General features: G+C 71.2%; 13 protein-coding genes, 1 tRNA gene, 1 pseudogene and 1 riboswitch. Of the genes and pseudogenes, 4 read left to right on the top strand and 11 right to left on the bottom strand.

Annotated features, from left to right (window positions below; genetic code table 11):
* Window positions 1-43 precede the first annotated feature (43 nt).
* Entirely contained in the window at window positions 44-1,006 is a 963-nt protein-coding gene (locus ACKUU6_RS13300; protein WP_407988722.1) for a hypothetical protein, read from the top strand.
* 63 nt (window positions 1,007-1,069) lie between these two features.
* On the opposite strand, the gene ACKUU6_RS13305 is transcribed toward ACKUU6_RS13300, so the two are convergent.
* The 3 genes from ACKUU6_RS13305 to ACKUU6_RS13315 all read right to left on the bottom strand — a co-directional run bounded on the left by ACKUU6_RS13305 (window position 1,070) and on the right by ACKUU6_RS13315 (window position 2,585).
* Window positions 1,070-1,387: a hypothetical protein gene (locus ACKUU6_RS13305; RefSeq protein ID WP_407988723.1), complete on the bottom strand. Its 318-nt coding sequence runs from the start codon at window positions 1,385-1,387 to the stop codon at window positions 1,070-1,072.
* A gap of 83 nt (window positions 1,388-1,470) precedes the next feature.
* Window positions 1,471-2,361, bottom strand: a complete 891-nt coding sequence (locus ACKUU6_RS13310; protein WP_407988724.1) for a Bax inhibitor-1/YccA family membrane protein — start codon at window positions 2,359-2,361, stop codon at window positions 1,471-1,473.
* A gap of 139 nt (window positions 2,362-2,500) precedes the next feature.
* Window positions 2,501-2,585: transfer RNA gene (locus ACKUU6_RS13315), tRNA-Leu, on the bottom strand.
* Between the two features lie 347 nt (window positions 2,586-2,932).
* Between ACKUU6_RS13315 and ACKUU6_RS13320 the strand changes: the two genes are divergently transcribed.
* A complete protein-coding gene (locus tag ACKUU6_RS13320) occupies window positions 2,933-3,706 on the top strand; it encodes an ABC transporter ATP-binding protein (protein WP_407988725.1) in 774 nt (257 codons plus the stop codon).
* A gap of 47 nt (window positions 3,707-3,753) precedes the next feature.
* Window positions 3,754-6,315 carry an ABC transporter permease gene (locus tag ACKUU6_RS13325; protein WP_407988726.1) on the top strand — a complete coding sequence of 854 codons (2,562 nt, stop codon included), beginning with the start codon at window positions 3,754-3,756 and terminating at the stop codon, window positions 6,313-6,315.
* Between the two features lie 196 nt (window positions 6,316-6,511).
* Here ACKUU6_RS13325 and ACKUU6_RS13330 read toward each other — a convergent pair whose 3' ends face one another.
* The 7 genes and pseudogenes from ACKUU6_RS13330 to ACKUU6_RS13360 all read right to left on the bottom strand — a co-directional run bounded on the left by ACKUU6_RS13330 (window position 6,512) and on the right by ACKUU6_RS13360 (window position 14,329).
* Window positions 6,512-7,885, bottom strand: coding sequence for an NAD(P)/FAD-dependent oxidoreductase (locus tag ACKUU6_RS13330; RefSeq protein ID WP_407988727.1), 1,374 nt, complete (start codon window positions 7,883-7,885; stop codon window positions 6,512-6,514).
* 428 nt (window positions 7,886-8,313) lie between these two features.
* Window positions 8,314-9,267 (bottom strand): exopolyphosphatase, encoded by a 954-nt coding sequence (locus ACKUU6_RS13335; RefSeq protein ID WP_407988728.1) that lies wholly within the window; start codon window positions 9,265-9,267, stop codon window positions 8,314-8,316.
* 146 nt (window positions 9,268-9,413) lie between these two features.
* Window positions 9,414-9,905: pseudogene (locus ACKUU6_RS13340) on the bottom strand (DUF501 domain-containing protein); the annotation flags it as partial.
* A gap of 25 nt (window positions 9,906-9,930) precedes the next feature.
* Entirely contained in the window at window positions 9,931-10,353 is a 423-nt protein-coding gene (locus ACKUU6_RS13345; protein ID WP_407988729.1) for an FtsB family cell division protein, read from the bottom strand.
* 129 nt (window positions 10,354-10,482) lie between these two features.
* On the bottom strand, window positions 10,483-11,769 hold the full coding sequence (eno, locus tag ACKUU6_RS13350; RefSeq protein ID WP_407988730.1) for a phosphopyruvate hydratase: 1,287 nt from the start codon (window positions 11,767-11,769) through the stop codon (window positions 10,483-10,485).
* 194 nt (window positions 11,770-11,963) lie between these two features.
* Entirely contained in the window at window positions 11,964-12,701 is a 738-nt protein-coding gene (locus ACKUU6_RS13355; RefSeq protein WP_407988731.1) for a transglycosylase family protein, read from the bottom strand.
* 5 nt (window positions 12,702-12,706) lie between these two features.
* A riboswitch (cyclic di-AMP (ydaO/yuaA leader) is annotated at window positions 12,707-12,857 on the bottom strand.
* A 212-nt stretch (window positions 12,858-13,069) separates the two neighbouring features.
* On the bottom strand, window positions 13,070-14,329 hold the full coding sequence (locus ACKUU6_RS13360; RefSeq protein WP_407988732.1) for a cytochrome P450 family protein: 1,260 nt from the start codon (window positions 14,327-14,329) through the stop codon (window positions 13,070-13,072).
* Between the two features lie 160 nt (window positions 14,330-14,489).
* On the opposite strand from ACKUU6_RS13360, the gene ACKUU6_RS13365 reads away from it, so the two are divergent.
* A complete protein-coding gene (locus ACKUU6_RS13365) occupies window positions 14,490-14,903 on the top strand; it encodes an SDR family NAD(P)-dependent oxidoreductase (RefSeq protein WP_407988733.1) in 414 nt (137 codons plus the stop codon).
* 74 nt (window positions 14,904-14,977) lie between these two features.
* On the opposite strand, the gene ACKUU6_RS13370 is transcribed toward ACKUU6_RS13365, so the two are convergent.
* Window positions 14,978-15,979 (bottom strand): MazG family protein, encoded by a 1,002-nt coding sequence (locus tag ACKUU6_RS13370; protein ID WP_407988734.1) that lies wholly within the window; start codon window positions 15,977-15,979, stop codon window positions 14,978-14,980.
* Between the last annotated feature and the right edge of the window lie 19 nt (window positions 15,980-15,998).

Genomic DNA, 15,998 nt, shown 5'->3' on the forward strand with positions numbered 1-15,998 from the left:
TGGAGAGGTAACCCCGTTCCGCTCCTCGCTAGGAGTACGTTCCGTGAGCGCCGTGTACATCTCCCTGCTGCTGGTCCTGATCGCCCTCTGCACCGCTGTGCTCTGCCAGCTGCGCAGCCTCGCCCGCCGACTCGCCGTCCCGTCCGAAGCGTCAACAGCCGCCGCCCCCGCGCCGGTTGACGAAGCCGTGATCCGCCGCGCGGTCAACGAGGCGCTGGCCGCCGACCGTGAGCGGGAGATAGCCGAGGCCCGCGCCTTCTGGGCCGAGCAGGAGGCCAGGGCGACCGAGGACGCCCCGCTCTTCGACTCCCCGTTCACCAGCGCCGGGCTCAACTCCGGTGAGGAGTGGCCGCTGTTCTTCCCGCGGCCGACCGGCCCGCAGGACGCGGCCGACCACTCCGGCACGATGGACCCGGAGTTCGGCGAGGCGCTGCGCTCCGCGCTGGAGGACCTGGTCAACGAGGACGGTGGCACCCCGGCCCGTCCGGCTGCGGGGCACCCCTCCGGCGGCCACCCCGCAGGCGGACACCCCGCGGGCGGCGGCGAGACCGCCGGGGAGGCCCGCGCCCGCCGCGAGGCCGACCTGCTGGCCACCGGCCTGGAGGCCGGGCTGCTCGACGCCGGGACCGCCCAGCAGGCCGAGCCGGTGGCCGCGCCCGACCCGCGCCGCCACCCCTCGCACCCCGACTTCGTGCCGAACCAGGCCCCGTCCCGCGAGTGGACCGACACCCGGCTGGCCGCGCTGGCCGAGGAGGCCGTCGCGCTCACCGACGTCCGTCCCGGCCCGCTCGGGACCCTGGACGTGTACGCCTTCGCCGACGGCACCACGCTCTGCGTCGCCCCCGGCGACCGGGAGGCGGCCTACCGCCTGATCGACGCCGTCCGGGCCGGGGAGGACGTCCGGCTGCTCGGCGGCTCGCGGTTCTCCGGGTCGTACTCGCTGACCTTCTCCACCGACGAGGAGGCCGTCTACGTACTGGCCGACCGGGTGGTCGCCAGCATCTGACCTGACGTACCGAAGGCCGGTCGAGTCCCCGGGGTTACCGACTCGACCGGCCTTCGTGCGTGCTCAGGCGGTCAGTCGGTCGACCGTCCGGACCTCCGCCACCGCCGCGTCCAGCTCGGCCGGGCCGGCCACCGCCGCGAGTTCCCGGCCGGCCACCGCGAGTTGGTCGCCCACCGCGAAGGGGCCGGCGTCCGGGAACTCCCTGGCCGGCTCACCGGCCGACTCCAGCGCCCCCACCGCCAGCCGGGCCGCCAGCGCGTGCACGGCCGCCGCCCGGCTCGGGTGACCGTCGACGGGCCCGAGCAGCCGGCTCTGCGGCATCGAACGGAAGCGGTCGGCCAGCCGGTCCACGGCGGCCAGCAAGGTCTGCGCATCTGCCATGCCAGGAGCCTATCCGCCGGCGAGAACGCCGGAGGCGCGGCGGACCGGGTGGTCCGCCGCGCCTCCGGGAGTGTCACCAGGGCCTAGTCGTCGCCGCGCAGGATCGCGATCAGCCGGAGCATCTCCAGGTAGATCCAGACCAGCGAGAGGGTCAACCCGAAGGCCGCCCGCCAGGACTCCTGCTGCGGGGCGCCGCCCTGGATGCCCGCCTCGATCTCGGCGAAGTCCAGCGAGAGGAAGAAGGCGCCGAGCGCGATGCCGACGATGCCCACCAGGATGCCGAGCGGGCCCGAGCGCAGGCCCATGTCGGCGCCGAGCAGCGCGGCCACCAGGTTGACCAGCATCAGCAGGACGAAGCCCATCGCGATGGCGAGGCCGATCCTGGTGTAGCGCGGGGTGACCCGGATCCGGCCGGACTTGTAGGCGATCAGCATCGCCGCGAAGACCGCCGCCGTGCCGAGCACCGCCTGGATCGCGATGCCCTCCCAGATCATGTTGAAGGCGTGGCTGACGGCGCCGAGGAAGAAACCCTCCAGCGCCGCGTAGGTGATGATCAGGGGGGCGCTGACGCTCCGCTTGAAGCTGATCACCATGCCGACCACGAAGGCCGCCAGGGCGGCCCCGATGGCGGGGCCGAAGTTGGTGGCCGGCAGCGCGAACCAGGCGATCGAGCCGGTCGCCACCAGCGTGAGCAGGGTGAGCGCCGTCCGGGCGACCACGTCGTCCATGGTCATCCGGCCGGTCTGCAGCGGGCCGGCCGACGGCGCCTGGTACATCTCGGTCAGCTGCTCGTCCGTCAGCTGGCCGCCCTGCGGCTGTCCGTAGGGGCTGTTGCCGTAGGGGTTGTTTCCGTACGGGTTGCCCGCGGTCGGGGCCCCGGCCTGCGGTTGGCCCGTGGAGAACCCCGCGTAGCCGGTGCCGTTGTCGCGGGTGAAGGACCCCTCCCGCGAGAAGACCGGGTTGCTGCTTCTCATGTCATTCCCTCCGGGGCGGCGTGGTGCCACCCGCACCGCTCCAGGGTAATGCCTTGGCAAAGGGATGGATCTACGCCGCGAGGATGATCTCTCCGGCCGGAACGGCCCGGATCTCGCGGTCGGACGAAACAGCGCGGAGTGGTGCCCGGGGCCGGACTCGAACCGGCACGGCCTCGCGGCCAAGCAGTTTTAAGCTGCCCGTGTCTGCGTTCCACCACCCGGGCGGGTACCCCATCCGCCCCTGTGCGGGCTACCCCCGAGACTAGTCGCCCGGCGCGCCCTTTCGCACACTCTCCGCCAGCTAATTTGTCATGTTTCCTTGCCATCTGACGAATCGTCGGTGATTCGGCCACCCCCTGATTCGGAATCGGCCACAAGCCGGTTCTCAGGGGTTGTGTCATACCGGAGGAGGAGGCAGCCGACCCGCCCGTACGTCCAGCGGCGGTGACGCCAACCGTCCCCGGGAGCGACGAATTCCATGATCGTCCAGCGGAGGATGGGGTAGCGGTCGGTGTTCTGCGCACCGACCGCCCACACCCTTTCCGCACGACCCGTCCGCAAGGAGCCCTCCGTGACCACCACGACCGCATCCGCCGTCCAGACCGGCCAGGCGGCCGCCCGAGCCACCGGCCTGAACAAGGTCTACGGAGAGGGCGAGACCCGGGTGGTCGCGCTGGACAACGTCAGCGTGACGTTCCCGCAGGGCCAGTTCACCGCCATCATGGGGCCGTCCGGCTCGGGCAAGTCGACGCTGATGCACTGCATGGCGGGCCTCGACACGGTCTCCTCCGGCTCCTCGATGATCGGCGACACCGAGCTGGTCGGGCTGCGCGACAAGCAGCTCACCAAGCTCCGCCGCGATCACATCGGCTTCGTCTTCCAGGCCTTCAACCTGCTGCCCACGCTGACCGCCCTGGAGAACATCACGCTCCCGATGGACATCGCGGGCCGCAAGGTCGACAAGGCCTGGCTCGACCGGGTGGTGGAGACGGTCGGCCTCTCCGGCCGGCTCACGCACCGCCCCTCGCAGCTCTCCGGCGGCCAGCAGCAGCGCGTCGCCTGCGCCCGCGCACTGGCCTCCAAGCCGGACATCGTCTTCGCCGACGAGCCCACCGGCAACCTCGACTCCCGCTCCGGCGCCGAGATCCTCTCCTTCCTGCGCAACTCGGTCCGCGAGCTCGGCCAGACCGTCGTGATGGTCACCCACGACCCGGTCGCCGCCTCCTACGCGGACCGCGTGATCTTCCTCGCCGACGGCCGCGTGGTCGACGAGCTGACCGACCCGACCGCCGACAGCGTCCTGGACCGGATGCGCCGCTTCGACGCCAAGGGCCGTACGAGCTGACGCTCCGCCAGCCTCCGGCCCGCACCCAACTTCCCCCAGGACACCCCATGTTCCGCACCGCACTGCGCAATGTGCTGGCCCACAAGGGCCGACTCCTCATGACGGCGCTGGCCGTCATGCTCGGCACGGCCTTCGTGGCCGGCACCATGGTCTTCTCCGACACGCTCGGCCAGGCCATGAAGAACAGCTATTCCAAGAGCTACTCCGACGTCTCCGTCCTGGTCACCGACGACTCCGCCGGTTCCGGCGCCTCGGCGAGGGACCGGAGCGAGGCCACCAAGTCCGAGCTGACCAAGGAGACGGTCGACCGGATCGCCGCCCTGCCCGGCGCCGCCAGGGTCCAGGGCGTGGTGGGCGGCTTCACCGGGGTGGCCGACCGCAAGGGCGCGCTGATCGGCGAGGCGTTCCAGGCCCGCGGCTCGAACTTCACCCCGGACGCCACCGGCCAGGACGGCCGCTACCCGATGGCCGAAGGCCGGGGCCCGCAGAAGTCCGGCGAGATCGCGCTGGACCAGGAGACCGCGAGCAGCGGCGGCTTCAAGGTCGGCGACACCGTCCGGATCGCCGGCAACGGCCCGGCCGTGGACGCCAAGCTGACCGGCGTCTTCACCACCGACGACCCCCAGGTCACCTCCGGCGGCACGCTCACCCTGATGGACACCGCGAGCGCGCAGCGGTTCCTGCTGACGCCGGGTCAGTTCAGCAGCATCACCGTGCAGGCCAAGCCCGGCGTGGCGCAGGGCGCGCTGCTCACCGAGGTGCGGGCCGCACTGCCGCAGGACGCCCGGTTCACCGTCGAGACCGGCGAGCAGCTGACCGCCGACCAGACCAAGATGATCTCCGCAGGCATGTCCGGCATGAAGACCATGCTGCTGGCCTTCGCCGGGATCTCGCTGTTCGTCGGCATCTTCATCATCGCCAACACCTTCACCATGCTGGTCGCCCAGCGCACCAAGGAGCTGGCGCTGCTCCGGGCGGTCGGCGCCGGGCGCTGGCAGGTCACCAGGTCGGTGCTGGTCGAGGCGCTGGTGATCGGTGCGACCGCCTCGGTGGCCGGTCTGCTGGCCGGTATCGGGATCGGCGCCGGCATGCAATCGCTGATCAAGGCGCTGTCCTCCGGCATGCCCACCGGTTCGCTGGTGGTCGCCCCGGTGACCGTCGCGGTGGCCCTCGTGGTCGGCGTGCTGGTGACGGTGCTCTCCGCCGTGCTGCCCGCCGTCCGCGCCTCCCGGGTCGCCCCGGTCGCGGCGATGAGCAGCGGTGACCAGCCCAGCACCCAGAAGAGCCTGCTGATTCGGAACATCATCGGTTCGGTGGTCGCGGCCGGCGGCTTCGCGCTGATCCTCGGCGGCGCGGCGACCGGCGGGGAGAACGGCCGGTACCTGATCGGCGGCGGTGCCCCGTTCGCGCTGATCGGCATCTTCGTCCTGCTGCCGCTGCTGTCCCGCCCGGTGATCGCCCTGGTCGGCCCGCTGCTGGCCCGGCTGTTCGGCACGCCCGGCAAGCTGGCCCGCCGCAACGCCGTCCGCAACCCGCGCCGGACGGCCACCACCGCCGCCGCGCTCACCATCGGGCTGACCCTGGTTTCCGCGATGACCGTGCTCGGCGCCTCGGTCGGCGGCGCGGTCGACCGGATCGTCACCAAGGGCATGGTCGCGGACTACAACGTCACCACCGCCAACCGGATGGGCATGTCGCCCGAGCTCGCCGCCGACGTGGCCAAGGCCCCCGGCGTGGCCGCCTCCAGCCCGCTGACCAACGTCTACTGGACGCTGGACGACCGGATGAGCGCGATCAGCGGCGTGGACGCCACGAGCCTGGACAAGCTGCTCGACCTCACCATGGACAGCGGCTCGGCGAACGCCCTGAGCCGGGGTCAGATCCTGGTCAGCAGCGAGCGGGCGAAGAGCGCCAACCTCGCGGTCGGCAGTGCCGTAAAGGTGAACTACGGCGACGGCTCGACCGGCACGGTCACCGTCGGCGGCGTCTTCCAGCCGATCGACCTGCTCTCCGGCACGGTGATGTCCAACGCGGAGATCACCAAGCACAGCCCCGAGGACGTCGACATCCGGGACGTCCTGGTCCGCGGCGCCGACGGCGCCACCGCAGCCCTCCAGCAGTCCATCAAGGACGCCACCGGCCGGAACCCGGTGATCGAGGTAAAGAGCCAGGCGGACATGAAGGAGGAGTACAGCAAGATCATCTCCTTCGCGCTGAACATGATGTACGGCCTGCTGGCCATGTCGGTCCTGGTCGCCGTGCTCGGCGTGATCAACACCCTGGCCATGTCGGTCTTCGAGCGGAAGAGGGAGATCGGGATGCTGCGGGCGATCGGTCTGGACCGGAGCGGTATCAAGCGGATGGTCCGGCTGGAGTCGGTGGTGATCTCGCTGTTCGGCGCGACCATCGGCGTCCTGCTCGGGGTCTTCCTGGCCTGGGCGCTCAACGACACCCTGGGCTCCAGCATCCCGGGCCTGGTCACCGAGCTGCCGTACGGTCAGCTGCTGCTCTTCCTGCTGCTGGCCGGCCTGGTCGGCCTGGTGGCCGCGCTCTGGCCCGCCCGCCGGGCGTCCAAGCTGGACATCCTGGAGAGCATCAAGACCGACTGACGGTCCGTCCGGACACGCGAGAGGCCCCTGCCGGGAGGGTATCCGGCAGGGGCCTTCTGGTACTCGCTTCGATCTGGACTTGCTGTACTCCGCCCGGTCGCACGGCCGGCTGAGCACCACGGAGGTCGTGGTCCGGCGACGCTGCCGGGCGGAGAGCCTCCGACTCATACCCCGGGTCCTCCCGGGGCCAGTCGTCCTACTTGCTGCTCGCGAGCTCCTTCGCAGGCTCGGCGGTGGCGGCGGCCACCGGCTTCGGCGCGGGGGCCGCGGCCTCCTGGAACGCCACGAACGGGTTCTCCATCTCGGCCAGACCCACGGTCTCGCGCTTGAGGAACATCGCCAGCGTCCAGTCGGTGAAGACCCGGACCTTGCGGTTCATGGTCGGCACCCGGCTGCCGTGGTACAGGCGGTGGAACCACCAGGCCGGACGCCCCTTCAGCTTGTACTTGCCGAAGAGGATCGCCACGCCCTTGTGCAGGCCGAGACCGGCCACCGCACCCAGGTTCTTGTGCTTGTACTCGGACTGCGGGAAGCCCCGCATGCCCGAGATCACGTTGTCGGCGAGCACCAGGGCCTGACGGACCGCGTGCTGCGCGTTCGGCGGGCACCAGGCGCCGTCGCCGACCGCAAGGTCGGGCACCTGGGCGTTGTCGCCGGCCGCCCAGACGTAGTCGAAGCCCTGGACCTGGAGGGTCGGGGCGGTGTCCACGTGACCGCGCGGGCCGAGCGGCAGACCGAAGTGGTTCAGCACCGGGTTGGGCTTGACGCCCGCCGTCCACACGATGGTGGAGGCGTCCGCCTCGACGCCGTTCTTCAGCACCACGTGCTGGTCGACGCAGGAGTCCATCGAGGTCTCGATGTAGATCTCGATGTTGCGCTCTTCGAGCTTCTCCTTGGTCCACAGACCGAGGTCCGGGCCCATCTCCGGGAGGATGCGGTTGGCCGCCTCCACCAGGATGAAGCGCATGTCGTCGCGGCTGACGGTCTTGTAGATCTTCGCCGCGTCCCGGGCCATGTCCTCGACCTCGGCGATGGTCTCGACGCCGGCGAAGCCGCCGCCGATCACCACGAAGGTCAGGGCCTTGCGGCGGATCGCCTCGTCCGTGGTGGACTCGGCCTTGTCCAGCTGCGCCATGACGTGGTTGCGGAGGCTGATCGCCTCTTCGACCGTCTTCATGCCGATGCCGTGCTCGGCCAGGCCGGGGATCGGGAAGGTGCGGGAGACCGAGCCGGTGGCCACGACGAGGTAGTCGAAGGGCAGCTCGTAGGCGTCGCCGGCCGCGGGGTGGATGGTGGCGACCTTGCGGGCGTGGTCCACGCCGGTCACGTGACCGGTGAGCACCTCCGCCTTCTTGAGGGCGCTGCGCAGCGGGGCAACGAGGTTGCGAGGCGCGACGTTGCCGCCGGCCGCCTCGGGGAGGAAGGGCAGGTACGTCATGTACGACCGCGGGTCGACGACCGTGACGGTCGCTTCGCCGTAGCGCATCTTCTTGAGGATGCGCATCGCGGCATACAGGCCGACGTAACCACCGCCGACGATCAGGATGCGAGGACGCTCCGTGGTGCTCATATCCGAAAGTATCCACCCCCGATCGGGGGCTCCTTCGTGAGGCCCGTCACAAGCCCCTGGACACCACCTGCTACACTGCCCGGCCACACTTTCCCGGCGCGACCCTCACCTCACGCGGCCGGAACGGCCCCTGTGCGGCCGTCGGCCGACGGGGTGGCCCTGAGCAGCAACGATCCCCACTGCGGCCGGGTTCCCGCACGGTGTTTCGATTCCATTACCCGCCGCGAAGCCTGCCTGCGATCCAGTGGACACCCGCCGGAAACGACCTTGGGTCCCGCATTCCGGACGGACCGGGCCCCGGACTGCGTCGAATGACTGGATCGCCATGTGAAGAAATTCACGAACTTTCTCGCGGCACGCCGTGCAGCACGCGGCCCCGGGTGCCACAGCGGCGTCCCGGGGCCGTCCGGCGGGGTTCCGGCGAGGGCTCAGGAGACCAGGCTCCAGGCGATCCCGTCCAGGATGTCGTGCTCGCTCACCACCAGCTCGGTGGCACCGGTCCGCTCCATGATCTCCCGCAGCACCAGGGCGCCCGCCCCGATCACGTCCACCCGGCCCGGGTGCATCACCGGGATCGCGGCGCGCTGCTCGTGCGTCATGGTCAGCAGCCGGCCGGCCACCTCGCGGACCTGGTTCACCGTCAGACGGGCGTGGTGGATGGCCTCGGAGTCGTACGAGGGCAGTCCCAGCACGATGCCCGCCACGGTGGTGACGGTGCCCGCCAGGCCGACCAGGGTGGTGGCGGCGGTCAGCGGGACGGCTTCGGCCGCCACGTCCAGCGCGGCCCGGATGTCGGCCGTGGCGCGGGAGACCTGGTCGGGCGTGGGCAGCTCGGAGCCGGCGAAGTGGCGCTCCGTCAACCGGACGCAGCCGATGTCCACCGAGCGGGCCGCCTCGACGTCCCGACCGCCGAGCACGAACTCTGTCGAGCCGCCGCCGAGGTCGAAGACCAGGTAGGGCGCGGGGAACTGGCCTCCGGTCAGCTCCTTGGTGGCGCCGGTGAAGGACAGCCGGGCCTCCTCGTCGCCGCTCACCACGGTCGGCTCGACGCCGAGGATCTCGCGCACCCCTGCGGTGTACTCGGCGCTGTTCTCCGCGTCCCGGGAGGCACTGGTGGCGACGAACCGCAGGCGGTCCGGGCCGACCTCGTGCTCGGCCAGCACGGCGGCGTACTCGCGGCAGGCCGCGAAGGTGCGCTCCAGCGCCTCGGGCGCCAGCCGGCCGGTCCGGTCGACGCCCTGGCCGAGCCGGTTGATCACCATCCGACGGTCCAGGTCGGTGATTTCGCCGGTCGACCCATCGGGTGTCACCGTGAGGTCGGCGACCAGCAGCCGGATCGAGTTGGTGCCGCAGTCGATCGCGCCGACCCGGGTGACGGTCACTCGGACTCCCCCTGCTCGGCCTCGGCGGCCGCCTTCTTGGCGGCGCGCTCGGCGGCCAGCTGCTCCTTGGCGGCGATCACGGCCGCGTGGTCCTGGTCCTTCGCCCGGTTCCTGGCCACCCGGCCACCGGCCGCCTCGACCTCCTCCGGTGAGACGCAGGGGCCCTTGGCCCACCAGTCCTCCAGCATCCCGATCGCCTCGTCACCGAGCGGGTTGACCCCCGGGCCCGCCGCCAGCGAGTGGCCGACCAGCACGTGCAGGCACTTCACCCGGTCCGGCATGCCGCCGGCGCTCGGGAAGCCCTCCAGCACCTCGATGGCGTCCCGGCGGGCGATGTAGTCCTCGTGCGCCTTCTGGTACGCCGCCGCCAGCTCCGGGTCCTCCGCCAGCCGGGCGGTCTGATCCTTCATCACGCCGTCCGCCTCCAGGGTACCGATCAGCGAGGCGGCCTTGGGGCAGGTCAGGTAGTACAGGGTGGGGAACGGCGTGCCGTCCGGCAGCCGGGGCGCGGTCTCCACCACGTCGGGGTTGCCGCACGGGCAGCGGTGCGCCACGCCGCGCAGGCCGCGCGGGACGCGGCCGAGCTGGGCCGCGATCGCGGCGACGTCCTGGTCCGGGACGGTCGGGTTCTCAGTCATGGGGATGTGCTGCCTCTGGCGGTATCTAGCGGGGTGCGGGGGTGGAGTCGGCCTGGTCGACCGAGTCCCAGACACTGGCATACCAGGGCTGGGCGGCCTTGGCCTGCGGAGCTGACCCCGCGTCGGCCGAGGAGGACTTGGTGGTCGGCGGGTGCGGGTCCACCGAGATGAAGGGGGTCTCGCCGGGCATCGCGTAGTGCAGCCGCTCGCGGCCCTGCGCCTTCACGAACTCCGGGTCCTGCCAGCGGGCGCGCTCCCGGCGGAGCTGTTCGACCTGCTGCCTTGCGTGCTCGGCCTTGGCCCGCTGGGCGGAGATCTCCGAGCGCTGCGCGATGAACTGCCGGGTCGGGTAGGCGAGGATCGCCACCAGCGAGCAGAGCACGAGCACCAGGACGGTGGCCCGGCTGGTGAAGCGCGGACGCGCCGCCAAACCCGGAATCTTCCACATCGCTGGTACCCCTCCTGATCACATGCCGGTGCCCCGGCCCTCCACCCTACGGGGTGGGAGCCGGGGCACCGGTGCAGACGCCTGGGGTTTCAGCCCCGGGTGTCTCAGGCGTACGACTTGCCGTGCCGACTACTCCGCAAAGCGGAAGCGCGGGAACGCGCCACGGCCGGCGTACTCGGCGGCGTCGTCGAGGATCTCCTCGATGCGCAGCAGCTGGTTGTACTTGGCGACGCGCTCGGAGCGGGCCGGGGCGCCGGTCTTGATCTGGCCGCAGTTGGTGGCGACGGCGAGGTCGGCGATGGTGACGTCCTCGGTCTCGCCGGAGCGGTGCGACATCATGCAGCGGTAACCGTTGCGCTGGGCCAGCTCGACGGCGTCCAGGGTCTCGGTCAGCGAACCGATCTGGTTGACCTTCACCAGCAGCGCGTTGGCGGTGCCGGTCTCGATGCCACGGGCCAGGCGGGTCGGGTTGGTGACGAACAGGTCGTCACCGACCAGCTGCACCTTGTCGCCCAGCTTGTCGGTCATGGCCTTCCAGCCGTCCCAGTCCTGCTCGTCCAGCGGGTCCTCGATGGAGACCAGCGGGTACGAGGCGACCAGCTCGGCGTAGTAGTCGATGAGCTCGGCCGAGGTGAGGCCCTTGCCCTCGAACTGGTAGGCGCCGTCCTTGAAGAACTCGGAGGCGGCGACGTCCAGCGCCAGCGCGACGTCCTTGCCGGGCACGTAGCCGGCCTTCTTGATGGCCTCGACGATGAGGTCCAGCGCCTCGCGGTTGGAGTCGAGGTTCGGCGCGAAGCCGCCCTCGTCGCCCAGACCGGTGGAGAGACCGCGCTCCTTCAGCACGCCCTTGAGCGTGTGGTAGACCTCGACGCCCCAGCGGACGGCCTCGGAGAAGGACTCCGCGCCGATCGGCGCGATCATGAACTCCTGGATGTCGACGTTGGAGTCGGCGTGCGACCCACCGTTGAGGATGTTCATCATCGGGACGGGCAGCACGTGCGCGTTCGGGCCACCGAGGTAGCGGAACAGCGGCAGGTCGCTGGCCTCGGAGGCGGCGTGCGCCACGGCGAGCGAGACGCCGAGGATCGCGTTGGCGCCGAGCGAGGACTTGTCCGGGGTGGCGTCCAGGTCGAGCATGGCCTGGTCGATCAGGCGCTGCTCGGTGGCGTCGTAGCCGACCAGCTCCGGGCCGATCTGCTCGATGACGGCCAGCACGGCCTTCTCGACGCCCTTGCCGAAGTAGCGGTTCTTGTCGCCGTCACGCAGCTCGAGAGCCTCGAAGGCACCGGTGGAGGCACCCGACGGGACGGCGGCACGGCCGGTGCTGCCGTCGTCCAGACCGACCTCGACCTCGACCGTGGGGTTGCCACGGGAGTCGAGAATCTCACGGGCTACGACGACATCAATGGACGGCACGAGGCATCTCCTTGACGGAAGCGGGATCTGTTGTCGATACGACCAGAGCCTAACCGCACCTGGCCCCGGCACCACGCCGACCTCGGCCCCGTCTCACCGTGTGGTTCGGCTACTCGCCGGTAGTTCACCTGAATGACCACGAAAGGGGCCGTACCACCGGTAAGCGGTACGACCCCCTCTGGCGGGATGTCGCGTCAGCCGAGCCCGAGCACCTGGCCCGGCAGGATCAGGTCCGGGTCACCGCCGATGACGGAGCGGTTGGCCTGGTACACCTGCTGCCAGTCCTGTCCGTGCGCGGCGGCGATGCCCGAGAGCGTGTCACCGGACTTGACGGTGTATCCGCCGGTGACGGGCTTCGCCGGGGCGGCGTGCTTCGGCGTGCTGACCGCCGGCGCGTCCACCTTCGGGGTGGCGGGCTTCGGCGCGGCCTGCTGCTTCGGCGCGGCCTTGGGGGCCGGGGCGGCCTTGGGCGCCGGGGCGGCCTTGGGCGCCGGGGTGCGGGTCTCCGAGCGGGAGGCCCGGTCGGCCGAGGTGTCCACGGCTGCGGCCGAACCGCCCTTGGTCAGACCGGCCTTGACGGAGCAGACCGGCCAGGCGCCGGGGCCCTGCGAGGCGAGCACCCGCTCGGCGACGGCGATCTGCTGGCCCTTGCTGGCCTGGTGGGCCTGCGCGGCGTAGGACTGGCCGCCGAACGCCTTCCAGGTGCTCGGGGTGAACTGGAGTCCGCCGTAGAAGCCGTTGCCGGTGTTGATGCTCCAGTTGCCGCCGCTCTCGCACTGGGCGACCTTCTCCCAGGTGTCGACCGGGGCGGCGTGCGCGCCGGTGGCGGTCAGCAGCGGGAGTGCGAGGCCGACGCCCGCGACACCCGCGACGGCGATGGCCTTCTCGGCCTGGGTACGACGACGGTGACGGCCCGATCCGGTGAAGAGCATGAAGAATTTCCTCTCCGCACGCCTGCGAGGTGAGCTGTCGGGTTCGGACCGGGAGGTGGCCCGGCCGCCACTGCTGGCGGCTTCACCCCAAGCCGTGGGGGACGGCGACTTACCTGGGTCCCCCGCCCCTGCCCAAGGGTCTGGTCGGTGTCCCCGGCAGCGCGGCGGGCAGGATTCGGCGTTCCGCGCACGGGGTTCGCAGCTGCGAACACCAGGGAGGGTAAGCAGATGACCAGACAGATCACAAGCTTATGTCGAGCACATCACATCGAAATCACGCTGCGCGGTGGATCGTCCACAAACCGTACTGTGATGTCCGGATTGATGCGCACTCAGATCACACCCGATCAGATGTGACCGACACGCCGTCAGCGGGAAACCGCTCCCTCCGGCGTGAAGGACACCGGCAACTCCCGCAGTCCACGCATGATCAGACCGCCCCGCCACCGCAGGTCTGCCGGGTCGGCGGCGAGTTGGAGGTCGGGCAGCCGGGTCAGCAGGGTGGCCAGGGCGAATTGGCCCTCCAGCCGGGCCAGCGGGGCGCCGATGCAGTAGTGGATGCCGTGGCCGAACCCCAGGTGCGGGTTGTCCTTGCGGGCCAGGTCGAGGGTGTTCTCCTCGGCGAACCTGGCCGGGTCCCGGTCGGCCGCCGCCAGCACCACCAGCACCGGGTCCCCGACCGGGATGTCCACGCCGCCGATGGTCAGCGGCTGGGTGGCGAACCGCCAGGTGGCCAGCTCCACCGGACCGTCGTAGCGCAGTAGTTCCTCCACCGCCGTGGCCAGCAGCGCCGTCTCGCCGCGCTGCACCGACTCCTGCAGCAGGGCGCGCTGCGCCGGGTTGCGGAGCAGCGCGAACGTGCCGTTCCCGATCAGGTTGATGGTGGTCTCGAAGCCGGCGAACAGCAGAATGAAGGCCATCGCCGCGGCCTCGTTCTCGGTCAGGTGCTCACCGTGGTCACTCGCCCGGATCAGCCCGGAGATCAGGTCGTCCCCCAGGTCCGCCCGCTTGCGGTGGATCAGCTCCAGCAGGTACGTCCTGATCCGCTTCACCGCCCGGCCCACCCCGCCGCGCTGGCCGCCGTGGTGGCGGATCATGGCGCCCGCCCAGTCCCGCAGGTCGTCCTGGTCCTCCGGCGGTACGCCGAGCAGGTCGCAGATGGCGTAGATGGGGAGCGGGAAGGCGAACTCGTGGATCAGGTCCGCCGAGCCGCGGGCCGCGAAGTCGTCGATCAACCGGTCCGTCAACTGCTGCACCCGGGGCTCGAACTCGGCTACCCGGCGGGGCGTGAACGCCTTCGACACCAGCCGCCGCAGCCGGGTGTGGTCCGGCGGGTCGATGTTGAGCAGGTGCGTCATCAGATCCGCCTGCCGCTCGCCCGGGATGCCCACCCGGCCGCTCGTGTGCGCCTGCCCGCTGTGGTGCGCCGGGTTCTTCGACAGCCGCCCGTCCGCCAATGCCTGCCGAGCGTCCGCGTACCGGGTGACCAGCCACGCCTCCACCCCGCTCGGTAGCGTGGTGCGGTGCACCGGCGAGTGCTCGCGCAGCCACGCGTACGCGGGGTAGGGGTCGGCGGCGAACTCCCAGGTGAAGAGTTCGGGCTGAGCGGTTCGGTACGTGTCCGGCATGTCGTGCACCGTAACCTGCCAGGACAGGAGTGAGCTGGGTCACCTGACGGGTAATTGCTCTTGCGGAGGATCCTGGCGTGCTTACGATCCTCCGATACGGTCTCGGTGGACGCCGGTGCGGCGTGCTCCACCGGGCGTAGCTCTCAGGGAGGAGCAGGCCATGCGGGTAGCCGGGGCAGTGGTGGTCATCGCGGTGCTCGAAGGCGGTTCAGGGATCGGTCTGGCCCGCCGGTTCTCGGCGGCCGGCGCCGCCGGCATGCTCATCGCCGACCAACACCCCGGAGTGGCCGAGGACCTCGCCGCCGAACTCGACCGGCCCGGCTGCCCCGTGGTCGGCGTCAGCGGCGACGCCCGGCAGCCCAGCGACGTCGCGGCGCTGGTGGCCACCGCCGCGAAGCACCTCGGCCCGATCGACCTCTTCTGCGTGGCCGGCCCCGACGGCGAACGCATCGTCCCCCTCGCCGACCTCCCCAACCACCTCGACCCGCTGGCCGAACTCCTCGCCCAGATCGGCGAGGCCATCAGCGAGGTCGTCGTCCCCCGCCAGCGCAACGGCGCCGAGCAGCCCGCGTAAGGCCGCGCCACGGCACCCGATCCACGGTCAGGGACCCGGAGCCGTACCTGAGCAGAGCCCCGAGCCTTTGGTCCTCACCTGGCCGAGCTCTGCGATTCGGCTGCCCGAACGTCGGCGCGGTAGGCGCGAGCCGCCGCCCGGAGGGCCGCGTCGATGTCCACGTCGGCGTCATGGGCGCGCTGGGCGACGGCGAGCAGCAGCCGGCCCACCGACTCCGGCGTGAGCTCGGCCGGGAGGGCGTACGGGGCGTCGGGGACGGCGGTGAAGCCGGCCCGGCGGACGCGGGAGACCAGCTTGGCCGCGTAGGCCAGGGCGGGGAGACCGGCCGGGACGCCGTCCAGCACCGAGTCGCGCTGCTTCTCGGCGGCCTTGAGCTCCTCCCAGTTGGCCTCGACCTGCGCGGACTCGGTGGCCTCGACGTCGCCGAAGACGTGCGGGTGGCGGTACATCAGCTTCTCCACGATGTCGCCGGCGACGTCGTCGATGGAGAACGGGTCCTCGGCGTCCTCCTCGGCGATCCGGGAGTGGAAGAAGACCTGGAGCAGCACGTCGCCGAGCTCCTCGCGGAAGGTCTCGCGGTCGCCGTCCTCGATCGCCTCGACCAGCTCGAAGGTCTCCTCGACCAGGTACTTCACCAGCGACTCGTGGGTCTGCTCGGCGTCCCAGGGGCAGCCACCGGGCGAGCGGAGCCGGTCCATCACCGAAGCCAGGTCAAGCAGCCGGGCGCCGGGCAGGTCGTACGAGCCGGGCAGCACCTCGATCTCGGGGACCTGGCCTGCCTCCTCGACGGCGATCCGGGCCAGCGCGTCGGTCAGCCCGGGGTCGCCGTCGGTGCTGCCGAGCCAGAGCACGGTGCCCTCGGTGCCGGTGAGCAGCCGGGCCAGCGCGGGGGCGGTGCCGCGCTCGACGAGTTCCACCTCGACCCCGGCCTGCCGCACGGCGGCCAGCTGGGGGTGGTCCGGGTCCCCGGCGAGGACCCGGGCCGCCCCGTGCAGGGCCTGCCAGGCGGGCCAGGAGAGCAGGCCGGGGGCGACCCGGTGGGTGGTGGTGAGCAGGATCAGCTTCGGAGTGTCCACACCACCGAACTTACCCGGC

The organism is Kitasatospora sp. CMC57 (assembly GCF_045866025.2).
Classification (GTDB): domain Bacteria; phylum Actinomycetota; class Actinomycetes; order Streptomycetales; family Streptomycetaceae; genus Kitasatospora.